Annotated in this window: 12 protein-coding genes; 5 read left to right on the forward strand and 7 right to left on the reverse strand. The window is 71.6% G+C overall.

The window, feature by feature from the left end; translation table 11 throughout:
* The first annotated feature begins 92 nt into the window (after window positions 1-92).
* Complete coding sequence (locus ACIP8W_RS19285; protein ID WP_402203794.1) at window positions 93-1,769, forward strand: AMP-binding protein; 1,677 nt, start codon at window positions 93-95, stop codon at window positions 1,767-1,769.
* A 61-nt stretch (window positions 1,770-1,830) separates the two neighbouring features.
* Here the strand turns inward: ACIP8W_RS19285 and ACIP8W_RS19290 are convergent, their stop codons facing one another.
* Complete coding sequence (locus ACIP8W_RS19290; protein ID WP_402203796.1) at window positions 1,831-2,943, reverse strand: citrate synthase 2; 1,113 nt, start codon at window positions 2,941-2,943, stop codon at window positions 1,831-1,833.
* Window positions 2,944-3,267: 324 nt separating this feature from the next.
* On the opposite strand from ACIP8W_RS19290, the gene pdxH reads away from it, so the two are divergent.
* Together pdxH and ACIP8W_RS19300 are read left to right on the forward strand one after the other, a co-directional pair.
* The gene (gene pdxH / locus ACIP8W_RS19295) at window positions 3,268-3,903 is read left to right on the forward strand and encodes a pyridoxamine 5'-phosphate oxidase (RefSeq protein ID WP_401951293.1); all 636 of its coding nucleotides are present in this window, start codon (window positions 3,268-3,270) and stop codon (window positions 3,901-3,903) included.
* 375 nt (window positions 3,904-4,278) lie between these two features.
* Window positions 4,279-5,805 carry a PAS domain-containing protein gene (locus ACIP8W_RS19300; protein ID WP_401950794.1) on the forward strand — a complete coding sequence of 509 codons (1,527 nt, stop codon included), beginning with the start codon at window positions 4,279-4,281 and terminating at the stop codon, window positions 5,803-5,805.
* Window positions 5,806-5,932: 127 nt separating this feature from the next.
* Here ACIP8W_RS19300 and ACIP8W_RS19305 read toward each other — a convergent pair whose 3' ends face one another.
* The 3 genes from ACIP8W_RS19305 to ACIP8W_RS19315 form a co-directional block, all read right to left on the reverse strand.
* Window positions 5,933-7,510 carry a SulP family inorganic anion transporter gene (locus tag ACIP8W_RS19305; protein ID WP_401950797.1) on the reverse strand — a complete coding sequence of 526 codons (1,578 nt, stop codon included), beginning with the start codon at window positions 7,508-7,510 and terminating at the stop codon, window positions 5,933-5,935.
* An 80-nt stretch (window positions 7,511-7,590) separates the two neighbouring features.
* The gene (locus ACIP8W_RS19310; RefSeq protein ID WP_401950799.1) at window positions 7,591-8,190 is read right to left on the reverse strand and encodes a carbonic anhydrase; all 600 of its coding nucleotides are present in this window, start codon (window positions 8,188-8,190) and stop codon (window positions 7,591-7,593) included.
* 669 nt (window positions 8,191-8,859) lie between these two features.
* Entirely contained in the window at window positions 8,860-9,615 is a 756-nt protein-coding gene (locus tag ACIP8W_RS19315) for an SIS domain-containing protein (RefSeq protein ID WP_402203799.1), read from the reverse strand.
* 295 nt (window positions 9,616-9,910) lie between these two features.
* Here ACIP8W_RS19315 and ACIP8W_RS19320 point away from each other — a divergent pair, with 295 nt between their 5' ends.
* Entirely contained in the window at window positions 9,911-10,603 is a 693-nt protein-coding gene (locus ACIP8W_RS19320; protein ID WP_401950804.1) for a metal-dependent transcriptional regulator, read from the forward strand.
* A 342-nt stretch (window positions 10,604-10,945) separates the two neighbouring features.
* Here ACIP8W_RS19320 and ACIP8W_RS19325 read toward each other — a convergent pair whose 3' ends face one another.
* The 3 genes from ACIP8W_RS19325 to ACIP8W_RS19335 form a co-directional block, all read right to left on the reverse strand.
* Entirely contained in the window at window positions 10,946-12,562 is a 1,617-nt protein-coding gene (locus tag ACIP8W_RS19325) for a transporter (protein ID WP_401950807.1), read from the reverse strand.
* Entirely contained in the window at window positions 12,559-13,455 is an 897-nt protein-coding gene (locus tag ACIP8W_RS19330) for an ABC transporter ATP-binding protein (protein ID WP_402203800.1), read from the reverse strand. Before ACIP8W_RS19330 ends, ACIP8W_RS19325 begins: the two co-directional genes overlap by 4 nt.
* 86 nt (window positions 13,456-13,541) lie before the next feature.
* Window positions 13,542-14,228 (reverse strand): bifunctional DNA primase/polymerase, encoded by a 687-nt coding sequence (locus ACIP8W_RS19335; protein WP_401950811.1) that lies wholly within the window; start codon window positions 14,226-14,228, stop codon window positions 13,542-13,544.
* 296 nt (window positions 14,229-14,524) lie between these two features.
* Here ACIP8W_RS19335 and ACIP8W_RS19340 point away from each other — a divergent pair, with 296 nt between their 5' ends.
* Window positions 14,525-15,907, forward strand: coding sequence for a transcriptional regulator (locus tag ACIP8W_RS19340; protein ID WP_401950814.1), 1,383 nt, complete (start codon window positions 14,525-14,527; stop codon window positions 15,905-15,907).
* Window positions 15,908-16,023 lie beyond the last annotated feature (116 nt).

Here is a 16,023-nt window from a genome sequence, read left to right on the forward strand (position 1 = left end):
CGACCCTGCCGCACGAGCGGTGGTACTGACACGCGGTGGTGGCGACCGACACACTGCCTTCACACATCCACCGTGTTGAAGGGCCGACCGCCATGGTGTTCCACAGCGAGTACGTGTTCCGCAGTGAGTACGCGGATGTCCCCGTCATCGATCTGCCCGTCCACGAGGCCGTGTTGGGCCATGCCGCCCAGTACGGCGACGCCGTGGCGCTCATCGACGGCATGGACGGTACGGTCACCACCTACGCCCAACTCGACCACCAGCACCGCCGGATCGCCGCCGCACTCGCCGACGCGGGCGTGCGCAAGGGGGATGTCCTCGCCCTGCACAGCCCCAACACCACTGTGTATCCAGCCATTTTCCACGCGGCCACTCGCGCCGGGGCGTCCGTCACCACCGTCGATCCGCTCGTCACGGCGGAAGAACTCGCCCGGCAGTTAATGGACTCCGCCGCTCGCTGGATCGTCACGGTCGGGCCGCTGCTCGAAGTGGCCCGCAGGTCAGCGGAGTTGGTCGGAGGCATCCAGGAGATATTCGTCTGCGACCGGGTGGGCGACCGGGAGATGGGACACCGCTCGGTACTCGGTCTGGTGCGGTCGACAGCGCCCGACCCGGTCGTCGCCATCGACCCGGGCGAGGACGTCGCGGTGCTCCCGTACTCCGCGGGCACCACCGGGGCGCCCAAGGGGGTGATGCTCACCCACCGCTCGATCGCCACCAATCTGGCGCAGCTCGAACCGGTCGTGCGGCTCGGGCCCGGCGACCGCGTCCTCGCCGTAATGCCGTTCTTCCACATCTACGGGCTGACCGCCCTGATGAACGGGCCCCTGCGGCACGGCGCGGCCATCGTCGTCCTGCCGCGCTTCGACCTCGAACAGTTTCTGCGGACCATCGAGAAGTACCGCGTGACCAGCCTGTACGTCACCCCGCCCATCATCCTCGCGCTCGCCAAGCACCCGGCCGTCAGCCGCTTCGACCTCTCCTCCCTCGACTGCGTCCTCAGCGCCGCCGCCCCGCTCGACGCCCGGCTCGCCGCCGACTGCGCGGACCGGCTCGGCCTGCCGCCCGTACGGCAGGCGTACGGTCTGACCGAACTGTCGCCCGCCACCCACGCCGTCCCGCTCACCGCCGCCGCCCCGCCACCGGGCGCGGTCGGGAAGCTGCTGCCCGGCACCGGGATGCGCGTCGTCGCGCTGGACGGTTCCGGCCGGGACCTGGCGCCCGGCGCCGAGGGCGAGATCCTGCTGCGCGGGCCGCAGGTGATGAAGGGGTACCTGGGCGATCCCGAAGCCACCGCCCGGATGATCGACACCGACGGCTGGGTGCACACCGGCGATGTCGGGCGGGTGGACGAGGCCGGCTGGCTGGTCCTGGTGGACCGGGTGCGGGAGATGATCGCGTACAAGGGCTTCCGGATCGCCCCCGCCATGCTGGAGGCGCTGCTCCTCGCGCACCAGGACATCGCGGACGCGGCCGTGATCGGGGTGCGAGGCGACGAGGGCGCGGACGGCGACGAGGTGCCGAAGGCGTACGTGGTGCGGCAGCCGGGGGCGGAGGTGCTGACGGAGGACGACGTCATCGCGTACGTCGCCGGGCGGGTCGCTCCGTACCAGCGGGTCCGGCGCGTGGAGTTCATCGGCAGTGTGCCGCGCGCCGCCTCGGGCAAGATCCTCCGGCGCGAGCTGCGGGACCGGGAGATCAGGGACCGGGCGGTACGGGAGGGGGCCATCGCGCAGTGGTACGCGGACCGGGAGCGGGAGAACCGATGACCCCCGGCCCGCGCCTGCGCGCCCCGACCCCTTGTCTCTGCCCCCGCCCCCGCCGGTCGGATCAGCGGACGATCGCGTCGTACCCCGCCACCTCGCGCGGGTCCCGCGTCCCCGGGCCGGTGTAGCGCGCGGACGGGCGGACGAGGCGGCCCGTCCGCTTCTGCTCCAGGATGTGCGCCGACCAGCCGGCGGTGCGGGCACAGGTGAACATCGAGGTGAACATGGGCGCCGGGACCTCCGCGAAGTCCAGCACGATCGCCGCCCAGAACTCCACGTTCGTCGCCAGCACCCGGTCGGGCCTGCGCGCGTGCAGCTCCTCCAGGGCGGCCTTCTCCAGGGCCTCGGCGACCTCGAACCTGGGCGCGGCCAGTTCCTTGGCCGTCCGGCGCAGCACCCGTGCCCGGGGGTCCTCGGCGCGGTAGACGCGGTGGCCGAAGCCCATCAGGCGCTCGCCGCTGTCCAGCGCCCGCTTGACGTACGCGGTCGCGTCGCCCGTACGTTCGATCTCCTCGATCATGCCGAGGCCGCGCGAGGGCGCGCCGCCGTGCAGCGGCCCGGACATCGCGCCGACCGCGCCGGAGAGCGCCGCCGCCACATCGGCGCCGGTGGAGGCGATGACGCGGGCGGTGAAGGTGGACGCGTTCATGCCGTGCTCCGCCGCCGACGTCCAGTAGGCGTCGACCGCCTTCACATGGCGGGGGTCGGGCTCGCCGCGCCAGCGGATCATGAAGCGCTCCACGACCGACTGCGCCTTGTCGATCTCCCGCTGCGGGACCATCGGCATCCCCTGGCCACGGGCCGACTGGGCTACGTACGACAGGGCCATCACCGCCGCCCGCGCCAGATTGTCGCGCGCGGTGCGTTCGTCGATGTCGAGGAGTGGTTTTAGGCCCCATACGGGCGCGAGCATGGCCAGCGCGGACTGTACGTCGACCCGGATGTCACCGGAGTGGACCGGGATGGGGAAGGGTTCGGCGGGCGGCAGCCCGGGGTTGAACGCCCCGTCGACCAGCAGCCCCCACACATTGCCGAAGGACACCTGCCCGACGAGGTCCTCGATGTCGACGCCCCGGTAACGCAGCGCACCTCCCTCCTTGTCCGGTTCGGCGATCTCCGTCTCGAACGCGACGACTCCTTCGAGACCGGGGACGAAGGACGTGCCGGAATCGGGCATCGGGGTACTCCTCGGGAAGCGCGGGGGCAATGGGAGAGGGGGAGATACGGGGGAGAAGGGGGTCGAACGATAGCCGCTGGCCGCCCGGCCACGCAGGATGCCGGGCGGGGTGATCACCGGCACACCACTGGAGTTTCGCGCGGCAGGATGAGGACCATGCGGTGCTGGGCAAACTCGGGCCTACGGCAGGATGGCCCTGTGACTTCCGTGCCTGACGAGACTCCGGATTCCGCCTCCGATTCCCCCGCGGGTTCCTCTTCCGCCGCCGGTTCCGCCGGCCCGGCCGCCGCTTCCTCCGCCGCCGGTTCCTCCGATCCCGCCGCGATGCGTGAGCAGTACCGCTCCACACCGCTCCTCGAAGCGGAGCTGGCCATCACTCCGATGGACCAGTTCGCCCGCTGGTTCGAGGACGCCGTCGCCTGTGGCTTCCCCGAGCCGAACGCCATGGTCCTCTCGACGGCCACCGCCGAGGGCCGCCCGTCCTCCCGTACGGTCCTGCTCAAGGGGTACGACGAGCGCGGCTTCGTCTTCTTCACCAACTACCGGTCCCGCAAGGGCCGCGAGATCGGCTCCAACCGGTTCGTCTCGCTGCTCTTCCCCTGGCATCCGCTGGCCCGCCAGGTCATCGTCGGGGGTACCGCCGCCCGGATCGGGCGCGCCGAGACGGCCGCGTACTTCCGCACCCGCCCGCACGGCTCGCAGCTCGGCGCCTGGGCGAGCGACCAGTCCACCCAGGTCCACTCGCGGGAGGTGCTGCTCAGCCGGTACGAGGATCTCGCGGCCCGCTACCCGGAGGGCGAGCAGGTGCCGGTGCCGCCGCACTGGGGCGGTTTCCGGGTCACGCCGAACGAGGTCGAGTTCTGGCAGGGGCACGAGAACCGGCTCCATGACCGGCTGCGGTACATACGCGGCGAGGGACCCCGGGGGCCGGGCTGGCGGCTGGAGCGGCTCTGCCCGTGAGCGTACGAAACCGTGAGTGTACGAAACCGTGAGCTTACGAAACCGTGAGCGTACGAAAGCCGCCCCGGGACAGCGGAACCCCGCAGGCTCGGGTTCCTCCGAGGAGGAGCCGGCCGGACGGACCGGCGAGCCTGCGGGGCGGTGACTGCTTGGATTGCGGCCTACGACCGGCCGAGTACTGCGGAGAGATACGACGGCGAGCCGTTAGCCCGCAGCCACCTCACTTGTCCGGACTGAGAACATCTTCCGGATCACCTCCTTTCGGTGTGCGTCACACGTTAGGCCGCCCTCCAGGGGAGCTCAAGTGAATTTCCGGGATGGTCGGACCGGGAGTTTTCGGGGAATCTTGTGTGTGCTGGGTCACGTTCGAGTTCAATGGGTGAACGGGCGGCAGCGCAGGCGGAAACGGACCGCGCGGACGGACCGCAGGGGGTGCAGGCATTGAGTGCTTCTCGGAGCGAGACAGCCCCGGAGCCGGATCCCGTACGGGACGGCCCGGGGGCCGATCTGCTCGCGGCGCTGCTCGACGGCATGGACGCGGCGCTCTGCGCGTTCGACGCGGCCGGGGTGATCACGCACTGGAACCGCGAGGCCGAGCGGACCCTCGGCTGGACGGCCGAGGAGGCCGTCGGGCGGCACGGCTTCGCGGGCTGGGCCGTCCGGACCGCCGACGCCGATGACGTACGGGCGCGGCTGATGGCGGTGATGGACGCGCCGGGGCGCCAGGTGGACGAGTTCGCGCTGCTGCGCAAGGACGGCACCCGGGTGCTGATACGGACGCAGTCGTCCCGGGTGCGCGGGGCCGACGGCAAGCCCGCCGGGGTGTACAGCGCCTTCAGCGAGGTCCACGAACAGATCGATCTGGAGCGGGCCATCGCGCTCAGCGAGGCGCTCTTCGAGGACGCGTCCTGGGGCGTCGTCCTCGTGGACGTCGACCTGCGCCCGACCGTGGTGAACGAGCACGCGGCGCGGGCGCTCGGGGCGGAGCCGTCCGGAGAGCCCGGGACCGGGTCCGTGCTGGGGCGGCCGTTGGGGGAGCTGATCAGCCAGGGGGTCGAGGAGCTGGAGGCCGCGCTCCACCACGTGCTCTCGGAGGGCGCGCCCAGTACCTTCGCCGAGCTGTGGGTGACCGTCCGCACACCGGACGGGGAGCGGCGGCGCTGCTGGCGCTGCGGGTTCCTGCGGCTCGCGTCGCCGCTGGCGGAGGAGCCGGTGCCGCTGGGCGTGGGCTGGATGTTCCAGGACGTGACCGCCGAGAAGCTGGCGGCGCGGGGCGCGGACCAGCTGCGGTTCCGGGCCGCGCAGCTGCACCGTGCGGGCCGGGCCGCCGCCGAGTGCGAGGACCCGCTGGAGGCGGTGACGGTCTACCTGGACTTCGCGCTCCCCGGCTTCGCCGACCACGCGCTGATCGACCTGGTGGCGGGCGTGCGGCCGGGGTACGTGGGCGCCGCGTCGTTCCCGTACGCCGCGGGACCTCCGGGGCCGGGCGCCGCGGGGCCGCTGGAGCCGGACCTGCCCGTACGGCTGATACGTACGGTGGCGACGCCGTCCGGCGGCGAGGCGGGGCCGAGCACACCGGCCGGGGCGGGCGGGATCCCGGTGCGGTACGGGCCGCACCATCCGGCGCTCCACGCGATGGAGCGCCGGGGCGCGGTGCGGGCGTCCGCCCCCCGGGGCAAGGGCGCCGTACCGTCCGAGACCTGGGCGGTCGCGCGCAAGTGGCCACCGGACTCGGTGCACGCGCTCTGTACGGTGCTGCGGTGCCGGGGGCGGTCGCTGGGGGTGGTGACCTTCCTCAGGGGCGCGAGCCGGGCCGCTTTCGAACGGCCCGACGCGGTGTACGCGGAGGATGTGACGGCCAGGATGGCGTCGTTCGTGGATCTGTCGGCGCTGCTGCCCTGAGGAGCCGGGACGCCGGGCGTCTTCCACACCGGGCGTAAAGGCGCTGGACGGAGTGATCCGTCCAGCGCCTTATGCCATGCCATATCGTGCATCGTGCTGCCCTGCGCCCTACGGGCAGGGCTCAGGCTCAGGAAGCGCCGGACTTCGACTCCGCGCCCGGCACGGGGACCATCCTGACCGGTTCCGTCTCCTGGTCGTTGTGGCGCAGCGCCCAGTTCTCCAGGGCGATCCGGCACGCGTGGTCGACGTGGTGGAGACCGGACAGGTCCAGCTCGATGGGCCGGTCCTTCGGCAGTTCCTCCAGCTGCTCCATGGTCCTGGGCAGCCGCAGGAAGGTCGCGTTGCCGGTGATGGTCACGACCATCCGTCCGCCGGTGAGTTCGCGTACGTCGACGTGGAGGTGGGAGATCTCCCACGCCGTCTTGACCACCGCGAGCAGCAGCCCCAGGATCACGCCCTCGAAGAGGTTCGTGACCAGGATCGCGACGGCCGTGATGGCCAATATCACTGCTTCACCCCGGTGTTCACGCCAGAGCGGCGCCAAGTCCTTTACGGGAATGAGCTTGCAGCCCGCGTGGACCAGGACACCCGCGAGCGCGGCCAGCGGGATGACGCCGATCGCCGCCGGGAGCAGTGCGGCGAAGAGCAGCAGCCACAGGCCGTGCAGGACGCGGGAGAGCGAAGTCCGGGCACCTGCCTGGACGTTGGCGGCGCTGCGCACGATAACGGCTGTCATCGGGAGCGCGCCGAGCGCGCCGCAGATGGTGTTGCCGATGCCCTGCGCCATCAGCTCCTTGTTGTATTCGGTGCGTGGGCCGTCGTGCATGCGGTCGACGGCGGCGGCGCTGAACAGGCTCTCGGCGGAGGCGATCAGGGTGAAGGCGAGTACCGTACCGATCGCGGCCACGCTCGCGAGCTGTCCGAAGTCGCCGAGGCCGGGCGGGCTGATGGACTCCAGCAGCCCCTGGACCTCGACCTTCGCGATGGGCAGGTCGAACAGCAGGGTGATACCGGTCGCCAGCGCCACCGCCGCGAGCGGTCCGGGCACCAGCCGTGCGCGGGCGGGCAGTTTGGGCCACAGGACGAGGACGGCGATGGTCCCGGCGCCGATCAGGAACGCGGTGAGTGCCGTACCACCGCTGATGATGGTGACGCCCAGGTCGAGCAGCCCGGTGAGCTTGGGTATCCCGCCGGACGGCTGGTCGGTGTCGGCCATCGCGTACACCTGTCCGAGGACGAGTACGAGACCGATGCCGGCCAGCATCCCCTGGACGACGGCGACGGATATCGCCCGGAACCAGCGGCCGAAGCCGAAGGCTCCCAGGGCGAGTTGGAGCAGTCCGGAGACCAGGACGATGGCGCCGAGGGTCGAGAGGCCGAACTCCTTGACGGCTTCGTATACGAGCACGGTCAGCCCGGCTGCGGGACCGCTCACCTGGAGCGAGCTGCCGGGCAGGAAGCCGACGACGAGTCCGCCGACTATGCCGGTGACGAGGCCGAGTTCGGCGGGGACACCGGAGGCGACGGCCACCCCGACGCAGAGGGGGAGGGCGACGAGGAAGACGACGAGGGAGGCGAGGATGTCCCGCCGCAGAACGGCGCGGTCCTTCAACTGGTCCCAGTTCGAGGGCGGTTTGCCGGAGGCCGACTGGTCGGCGGGCCGGGTTCGGGCAGGTTGATTCGGCTTGTCGGGCCGGGAGAACATGATGTGTGAGTCCTAGTTGTACGGTCCGGGAGCGGACGGGAGGGACGGGGACGGGAGAAGCGAGCGCGCCGGGACGTCCGTCACAACGGTCTGAACTCTCCGCCCAACCTCCCTGTCGACCCTGGCCGATGGACGCTGATCGCGCCGGTGTCGACTTCGTAGTACCAGGCGTGCAGGGCGAGTTTGCCTTCCGCCATGCGTTCCCTTACGGCGGGATAGCCGTGGAGCGTGCGCAGTTGGGACGCCGCGTGGTGGCGTACGGCATGCGCGAGGCCCTGGTCCGAGGGGAGCGCGGAGACGCCCTGGCCGAGCCAGTCCCGTACGGCGGGAACGCCGGACAGGTCCTCGTCGCGCACCAGGGCACCCACCGCACCGCAGTGGGAGTGGCCGCAGACGACCAGGTCACGGACTTCGAGCACGCGCAGCGCGTACTCGATGGTGGCCGCTTCGCCGCTGGGCCGGTTCGCGTCGTACCGGGGGACGATGTTGCCCGCCGTACGCAGCTCGAACAGCTCACCCGGGCGGGCGCCCGTGATCAGGGACGGGATGACACGGGAGTCTGAGCAGGTGATGAACAGGGCCTCAGGCTGTTGTCCTGCTGCGAGTTCGCGGAACTCCTCTGGGCGTTCCGCGACTTGGGTGGAGAAGGAACGGGCGTTGTCGATGAGCGATGACTTCATGATGGCCTGCCTCCTGCGGTCCCGGGCTCGCCGGAACGCGGTGTGGTCGGGTCAGTGGGGGGTGGTGCGGGACGTACATGTGTGGAAGCCGGAAACGAAGCGGGTGAGAGTGGCCGATCCGAACGAGGTGTCGTGTCCTGCCGGATCACGGCAGTGAGTGACACCAGCGGTGGCCGGCCCTGTGCGGTTGTCCGGGAGGACCGTTCAGACGGCGGTGATGCCGTGTCCGACAGTGAACTCGCGGTCCGCTCGGGGTCTCACTGCTCTCCCTTTCCGTCTTCCGGTTGTGCGGTCTCTCGATAATGCATGACCGCAGCTTCCAACACTTTGCCTGAAGATTACCTGAAGATGAAAGATCAAGTTTTCGCCAAGTACCTCTTTGGTGACGCAAAGTTGTGGGTTCGATGCGTGTGTGTGTTCGAAGCGTGAGGGGGAGCGTTCCCGCAGGCCCCGGGTGTCGCGGCCATCCCTTCCATCCCTCCGACCCCTGCGGGGAGGGCGGTTGCTTTGGTGACGGGGCCGGTTGGTGCTGGCAGGTTTTCGGGTACGAAGGACGGTTCCCGGGGCCGACTTCCGGCCACGGCGGGCGGTGATCGGCGGTGAACGGTGAGGAACTGGTGATGAATTGGTGGCGGTCCGACGGGATCCACGCCGACGGCCGACGGAGCCTCAGGGGCGGTAGAAAATACGTTCGTGGTGCTCGGCCATCACCCGGTCGTTCCATTCGGACCCACCGTCCACATTGCCCGACCGCAGCAACGGCGGCTCGATCCCACGCGCGACGAGCCGCTCGACGGCCGCCGCCATCATTGCCTGCATCAGGGCGCTGGTGACGATCGTGGACGCGGGGGCGAACGGCGCCTCGACGCCCTCGGCGGTCAACTCCGCGTCGCCGACCGCGATTCCGCTGTCGAGGACGATGTCGCAGTGGTCCCCGAGGAACGTCCCCGTGGTATGCCGGGACGTGGTCCCCTCCGCATACGCCAGGGAGGTCACCCCAATCACCGTCAGCCCCAACGCCCGCGCGGACAGCGCCATTTCGACGGGCAGCGCGTTGCGTCCGGAGAGGGAGACGATCACCAGTACGTCCCCGGCGGCGGCCGGACTGGCGCCGAGCACGGCGCCGGCCAGCCCTTCGACCCGCTCCAGTGCCGAACCGAGCGGGGCGGGCACGACATCGACGCCCACGGTCCCCGGCACGGCGAGCAGATTCATCACGGCGAGACCGCCCGCCCGGTAGACGACGTCCTGCGCGGCGAGCGAGGAGTGCCCGGCGCCGAAGGCGAAGAGCCGGTTCCCGGCGGCGACGGCGTCGGCGACCGCCTTTCCGGCCGCCGCGACCGGGCCGGCGCCCTCGTCGCGTACCCGCCGGAGAAGTCCGATCGCCGCGTCGAGGAACTGACCGGCCAGCTTGCTCTCGCTCATCGGGGGAGCCCTTCCAGGGGGTGGGGCGGGGATGGATCACCCCGGCCGGCGGTCGGCTCGCGGCCGGCCCAGGGTCGGGCCGGGGGCCGGGAATGTCCGCGACGCGGATTACGTTGAGATCTGGACCATTACTCTGTCAATACGGCTACGTGACGCATCCACCGTGCCTTCGCTCCCCGGCCACCGGGCGGGCTCCGGGGCTCCCGCCCTGTCGGCTTCTCCGGCCCGGCGCGGTTGTCAGTGCCATGCGTCAGAATTGGTCAAGGGCCAGCGCACGATTTATCGAGGGGCACGTATGTCCGGACTGATCGACACGACGGAGATGTACCTCCGCACCATCCTTGAGCTGGAAGAGGAAGGTGTGGTCCCGATGCGGGCCCGGATCGCCGAGCGGCTCGACCAGAGCGGACCGACGGTCAGCCAGACCGTGGCCCGTATGGAGCGGGACGGTCTGGTGCAGGTGGCGGGGGACCGGCATCTGGAGCTGACGGAGGAGGGCCGCAGGCTGGCGACGCGCGTCATGCGCAAGCACCGGCTCGCGGAATGCCTCCTGGTCGATGTGATCGGCCTGGAGTGGGAGCACGTGCACGCGGAGGCGTGCCGCTGGGAGCACGTGATGAGCGAGGCGGTGGAGCGCCGGGTGCTGGAGCTGCTGCGCCACCCGACGGAGTCGCCGTACGGGAACCCGATCCCGGGCCTTGAGGAGCTGGGCGAGAAGACGGAGGCCGACCCCTTCCTCGACGCGGGGATGGTGAGCCTGGCCGAGCTGGACCCGGGCGCCGAGGGCAAGACCGTGGTGGTGCGCCGGATCGGAGAGCCGATCCAGACGGACGCCCAGCTGATGTACGCGCTGAGGCGCGCGGGGGTGCAGCCGGGCTCCGTGGTGAGCGTGACGGAGTCTCCCGGTGGGGTGCTGGTAGGGAGCAGCGGCGAGGCCGCGGAGCTGGCCTCCGAGGTGGCGTCGCACGTCTTCGTCGCCAAGCGTTAGGGCTGGCGCACGCGGACCGCACAGGGCCGGCCCGGTGCCTCTCGGCGCCGGGGCCGGCCCTGTCCCCCTGCGCCGACCCGGAGCCCCGAGCCCTCGGGGTCGGCGCCCCCTGTTTCCCCCCTCGGGCGGTCATCCCCGATCGGCCCGCTTCCCGGAAGAAGATCTCCCCCGGGTGGCGTCCGGCAATCCTGGGGCGAGGTCACTCGAACGAGCGATGTTGGGTGCGCGGGACACTCTGTTCGAATGGAAGTTCGACAGGTGGGAGAGTGGAACGTCCGCACCGGGAGAGGAGCCGGCCCAGGTCCGGTGCCCCACCCCGGTGGTCAGGGCTTCGACCGGGAGTCAGCCCCTGCTCACCGCCGTCAGGATCTCCGGCAGCCGCGACGCGGTCTGCGGGGCCGCCAGCCGCAGGCCGCCCAGGGCGACCAGCGTGCCGTACACCGAGCCCAGCGGGAGCAGCAGCCAGGCAAGCTCATCCGCGCCCGAGACATGGACCCAGACGGCGAACGCGATCACCGGAGCGCAGAGCAGGGCCGCGCCGAGCATCCCGCCGAAGATGGAGAACCAGGCCAGCCCGACCTGCCCGGGGGCGACGTTCCTGGCGCTGTCCTGCGGTATCGAGTACGGGAAGCGCGCCGAGGCCAGCGCGCCCGTCGCCAGCATCGCGCCCAGCAGGGCGTAGGACAGCCCGAGCGCCTCGGGCAGGTTCTGCCGGTCGCCCAGCAGCGCCGCCGTGGCCACGGTCACCAGCGTCGCGTACGGCAGGGTGATCACCAGCAGCGCCAGCGCGCGGGCCCGCAGTTCGAGGTAGGCGTCCCGGGTCGAGGAGATCGTCAGGGCCACCATCCAGAAGGCGGAGGTGTCCTGGCCGAACTGGTTGTACATCTGGATGCCGAGCATGCCCGCCGCGAAGCACGCCAGATAGATCGTCCCGTTGCCCTGGAGCGCGTTGAACAGCGGCACGATCAGCCCGATGGCCAGCGAGGTCACCCAGGCCGCCTTGGTCTTCGGGTCGCGCCACACATAGCGCAGGCTGCGCTGCATCGCCGTACCCGTACGCCCCGGAGGCAGCAGCCGCGCCAGGCCGGAGCCGGCCGGGGACCGGCCCCGGGCGGGATCGGCCGCCGCGAGCGTCGAGCTGTCGGGGGCCGTCATCAGCTTCGCCAGGGACCGCTGCCACACGTACAGCAGCCCGGCCAGCGCGGCCGCGGTCAGCAGCAGTTGCAGCGCGGCCCGTCCGTACGCCCCCTCGCTCGCCGAGTCCACGGCGCCGATCGCGGAGGCGGGCGGCAGCCACCGTACGACCGCCACCGTCGGATCGAGCGCGGCGAGCCCGCCCGCGTCGGCGAGGCGCTGGGCGCCGAAGTTGACGACCTGGAAGCCGACCGCGATCACCAGACCGCTCAGCACGGCGAGGTCGCGGCCCTTGCGCGAGGTCAGCAGCCGGGTGTTGGCCGTCGCGACGGCCCGCGCCAGCGTCACGCACAGCAGCAGCGCCAGCGGCACACCGACGACCGAGACGGCGACCGCCGCCGCGCCGTGCGCCGTCGCCACCGCCGAGCCGATCAGCAGACAGAGCGTGAACAGCGGCCCGATCCCCACCAGCGACGCGGCCAGCAGCGCACCGGTCAGCGGGCGCGGCCGCAGCGGCAGCATCGCCAGCCGCGTCGGGTCCAGCGTCTCGTCGCCGCCGGGGAAGAACAGCGGCATCGTCGCCCAGCCGACCGCGAACAGGGCCGTCAGCAGCACGGTGATCGTGGCCGCGTGCTCCGTGCCGCGCAGCAGTACCAGGCCGAGGAACTGGCTCGCCGCGAGGAGCAGCGTGACCACGACCGAGGCGATGTACACGGCGGTACGGCCGGACGACTGGCGCAGCCCGTTGCGCAGCAGGGAGAGCTTCAGCCGTACGAAGAGCGGGGTGAGCGCGCCAGGAGCGGCACCGCTGCCGGGGGTGTTCACCGGGCGCCACCGCCCAGCCAGTCCAGCTGGTCCCCGGTGCCGCTCTCCCGCGCGCCCACCAGCTCCAGGAACGCGCTCTGGAGAGACGGCGCGTCGCCCCGTACCTCCGCGAGGGTGCCCTGCGCGCGGATCCGGCCCGCCGCCATCACCGCGACCCAGTCGCACAGCGACTCGACCAGCTCCATCACATGGCTGGAGAAGACGACGGTCGCCCCGGAGGCCGTGTAGCGCTCCAGGACGCCCCGGATCGTCTGCGCGGAGATCGGGTCCACGCCCTCGAACGGCTCGTCCAGGAAGAGGACTTCGGGGTTGTGGAGCAGGGCCGCGGCCAGCCCGATCTTCTTGCGCATCCCGGTCGAGTAGTCGATGACGAGCTTGTGCTGCGCGCCCGCCAGGTCCAGTACGTCGAGGAGCTGCGTGGCCCGTTTGTCGACCTCGGCGCCGGGCAGCCCCCGCAGCCGCCCGGTGTAGCCGAGCAGCTCGCGGCCGGAGAGCCGCTCGAAGAGCCGCAGTCCTTCCGGCAGGACCCCGATCCGCGCCTTGACCTCGACGACCTCGGACGGGTCGCGCCAGACATCGTGTCCCGCCACCCGGATCCGGCCCCGGTCCGGCCTGAGCAGCCCGGTCACCATCGACAGGGTGGTGGTCTTGCCCGCGCCGTTCGGCCCGACGAGCCCGATGAACCGGCCCGCGGGCAGGACGAGATCGATGCCCGCGACGGCGATCTGGTCGCCGAAGCGCTTCCACAGCCCCTCCACGCGGACAGCGGGCTCGGCGGCGGCGTACTCCGGATCCGCGGAAAGGGCCGCTTCCGCCGAAGGGACCTCCTCCGCCGAAGGGACCGCTTCCGTCGAAGATGAAGGGGTCGCCCGATCCCCTGCCTGGTCCGGCATGAGCCCACTGCCTCTCGGTGTCCCGTACAGATGTCGGATGTCACGCGTACGCGTGACGCCGCGCCGCACCGACCTGGGGAACCAGCCTATGTACGGCGGGTCCGTTCCGAAGAGGCTTCCTGTCCGCACGCGTAGGCCAGCGGACTGATCAGTTCGTCCACGTCCGGCAGCCAGCGATTGGCGGCGGTCGGCCGACGGGCCCACTGGACGGCGCCCCGCCCGCCGACCCGGGTCGGCGGGCCCGCCACGTACTGCCCCTCGCCGCGCGGCACCAGGTCGATCACGGAGGCCGTCCAGCCCAGCCGCCGCACCAGGGACTCCACCTTGGACGCGGTCCCCGGCAGCACGAAGAAGACCATCCGCCGGTCGGGAGTGCAGGTCACCGGGCCGAGCGGCAGCCGCATCCGCTCCATCCTGGCCAGCGCGAGAAAGCCCGCCGACTCCGGTACGTCGAGGGCGTCGAAGCTGCGGCCCGTGGGCAACAGGACCGAGGCCCTGGGGTGTTCTGTCCACATCGCGCGCGCCGAGACCGCGCTGCCGGTGGCTCGCGCGGCCCAGTCGGGCCCGGTGGCGTGCGCCCCCGGCGAGGGGCAGTCGGGGCGGCCGCACGAGCACTGCTCGGCGCCTTCCACCGGCTCCAGCCAGGTGCCGGGAAACACGTCCCAGTGGCGCTCCTCCGTGTACCGCACCGCGCTGTCCAGCAACGATTCGCCCCGCTGCCCGGGGATCCGTACGACGTCCGTGACTCCGATGGTCTCTTCCACGTCCAGCACAACTCCCGCCGCCACCCCGGGTTACGGGCGCACGGCGGCGCGCCACGCCGTATCGATCCCGCATATGGGGCGCATGGAGGCATGTATGGGGGCGCGCGGGAAGGCGTCGGGCAGTACACGGGTCAGCGCCCCCGGGCTTCCGACAACATATGGACAGCGCATGGCCGAACTGGCCCTGTTCGCTGGGTTTTCCGGAAAGTCGTCGAAATTTTCCTTTATCACCGAACATGCGCATCCTTCGCATCATTGCCGGGCAGTGTTCACAGAGTCGATCACTGCGGCCACAGGGGGTTTCATTGGCAGCCAGGCCTCTCGTCGCGCGCCAGCCGAACGAACGGCTCCAGGCGCTCATCCAGGAAGCCGGGTGCTCCAACGCCGGGCTCGCACGGCGCGTCAACATGGTGGGAGCGGAGCGCGGACTGGACCTGCGTTACGACAAGACGTCGGTCGCGCGCTGGCTGCGCGGGCAGCAGCCGCGCGGCCGGGCCCCGGGGATCGTCGCCGAGGCGCTGGGCCGCAAGCTGGCCCGTACGGTCACGATCGACGAGATCGGGATGGCCAACGGGAAGAACCTGGCCTCGGGCGTCGGCCTCCAGTTCTCCCCGACCGTCCTCGGCGCGATCGAGCAGGTCTGCGAGCTGTGGCGGAGCGATGTGGGCCGCCGCGACTTCCTCTCCGGTTCGGTGGTGGCGGCCTCGGCGCTGGTCGAGCCCAGCAGGGACTGGCTGATCACCGCGACCGACCCGGCCGTCGCGCGCAACACCGGCGCGCGGGTCGGCGATTCGGACGTCGAGGCGGTACGGGCGATGACCCGCGCCCTGATCGACCTGGACCACCGCTTCGGCAGCGGCCATGTCAGGCCGGTCGTCGTCCACTACCTGAACAGCGTGGTGGCGGGGCTGCTCGCCGGGTCGTACCGGGAAGCGGTCGGCCGCAGACTTCTCGGGGCCGTCGCCCGCCTCACCGAGCTGGCCGGATACATGGCCGTCGACACCGGCCAGCCGGGACTCGCCCAGCGGTACTACATCCAGGCGCTGCGGCTCGCCCAGGCCGCCGGTGACCGGGGCTACGGGGGGTACGTCCTGGCGGCGTCCATGAGCCATCTCGCCGCCCAGCTGGGCAATCCGCGCGAGATCGCGCAGCTGGCGCGCGCCGCCCAGGAGGGGACGCGCGGCCAGGTGCCGCCGCGCGCGCTCGCCATGTTCTACGCGGCGGAGGCGCGCGGCCACGCCCTGATGGGCGACACGCACACCTGCGAGGCGGTCGCGGCCCGCGCCCTGACCGCGCTGGAGCAGGCGGGCGACGACCCCGGCCGCGACCCCGACTGGATCCGCCACTTCGACCACGCGTACCTCGCGGACGAACTGGCCCACTGCTACCGGGACCTGGGCCGCCCGAAGGAGGCCGCCCGCCGCGCCACCGAGGCGCTGGAGGGCCACCCGGAGTCGCGGGCGCGGCGGCGGGCGATCGGCCTGGTCCTGCTGGCCACGGCACAGGTCCAGCAGCGCGAGGTGGAGCAGGCCTGCCAGACCGGCACGCGCGCGGTGGAGCTGCTGGGGACGCTGCGCTCCTCCCGGGGCGCGGAGTATCTCGACGACCTCCAGCAGCGGCTGGAGCCGTACGCGCAGGAGCCCGCGGTACGGGAGTTCGGGGCGCGGCTGGAGATCCAGGCGGCGTGAGGGCATACGCGGGGCATACGCGGGGACATGAGGGGCGCGGAGTACGGGGGCTCCGTGCGGGTGGAGTGAGGGCATCGTGGGGGCGGTGTGACCGTGCGGGGTGAATTCCGTTCCTG

The sequence above is a fragment of the Streptomyces sp. NPDC088554 genome, assembly GCF_044752945.1.
Classification (GTDB): Bacteria; Actinomycetota; Actinomycetes; order Streptomycetales; family Streptomycetaceae; genus Streptomyces.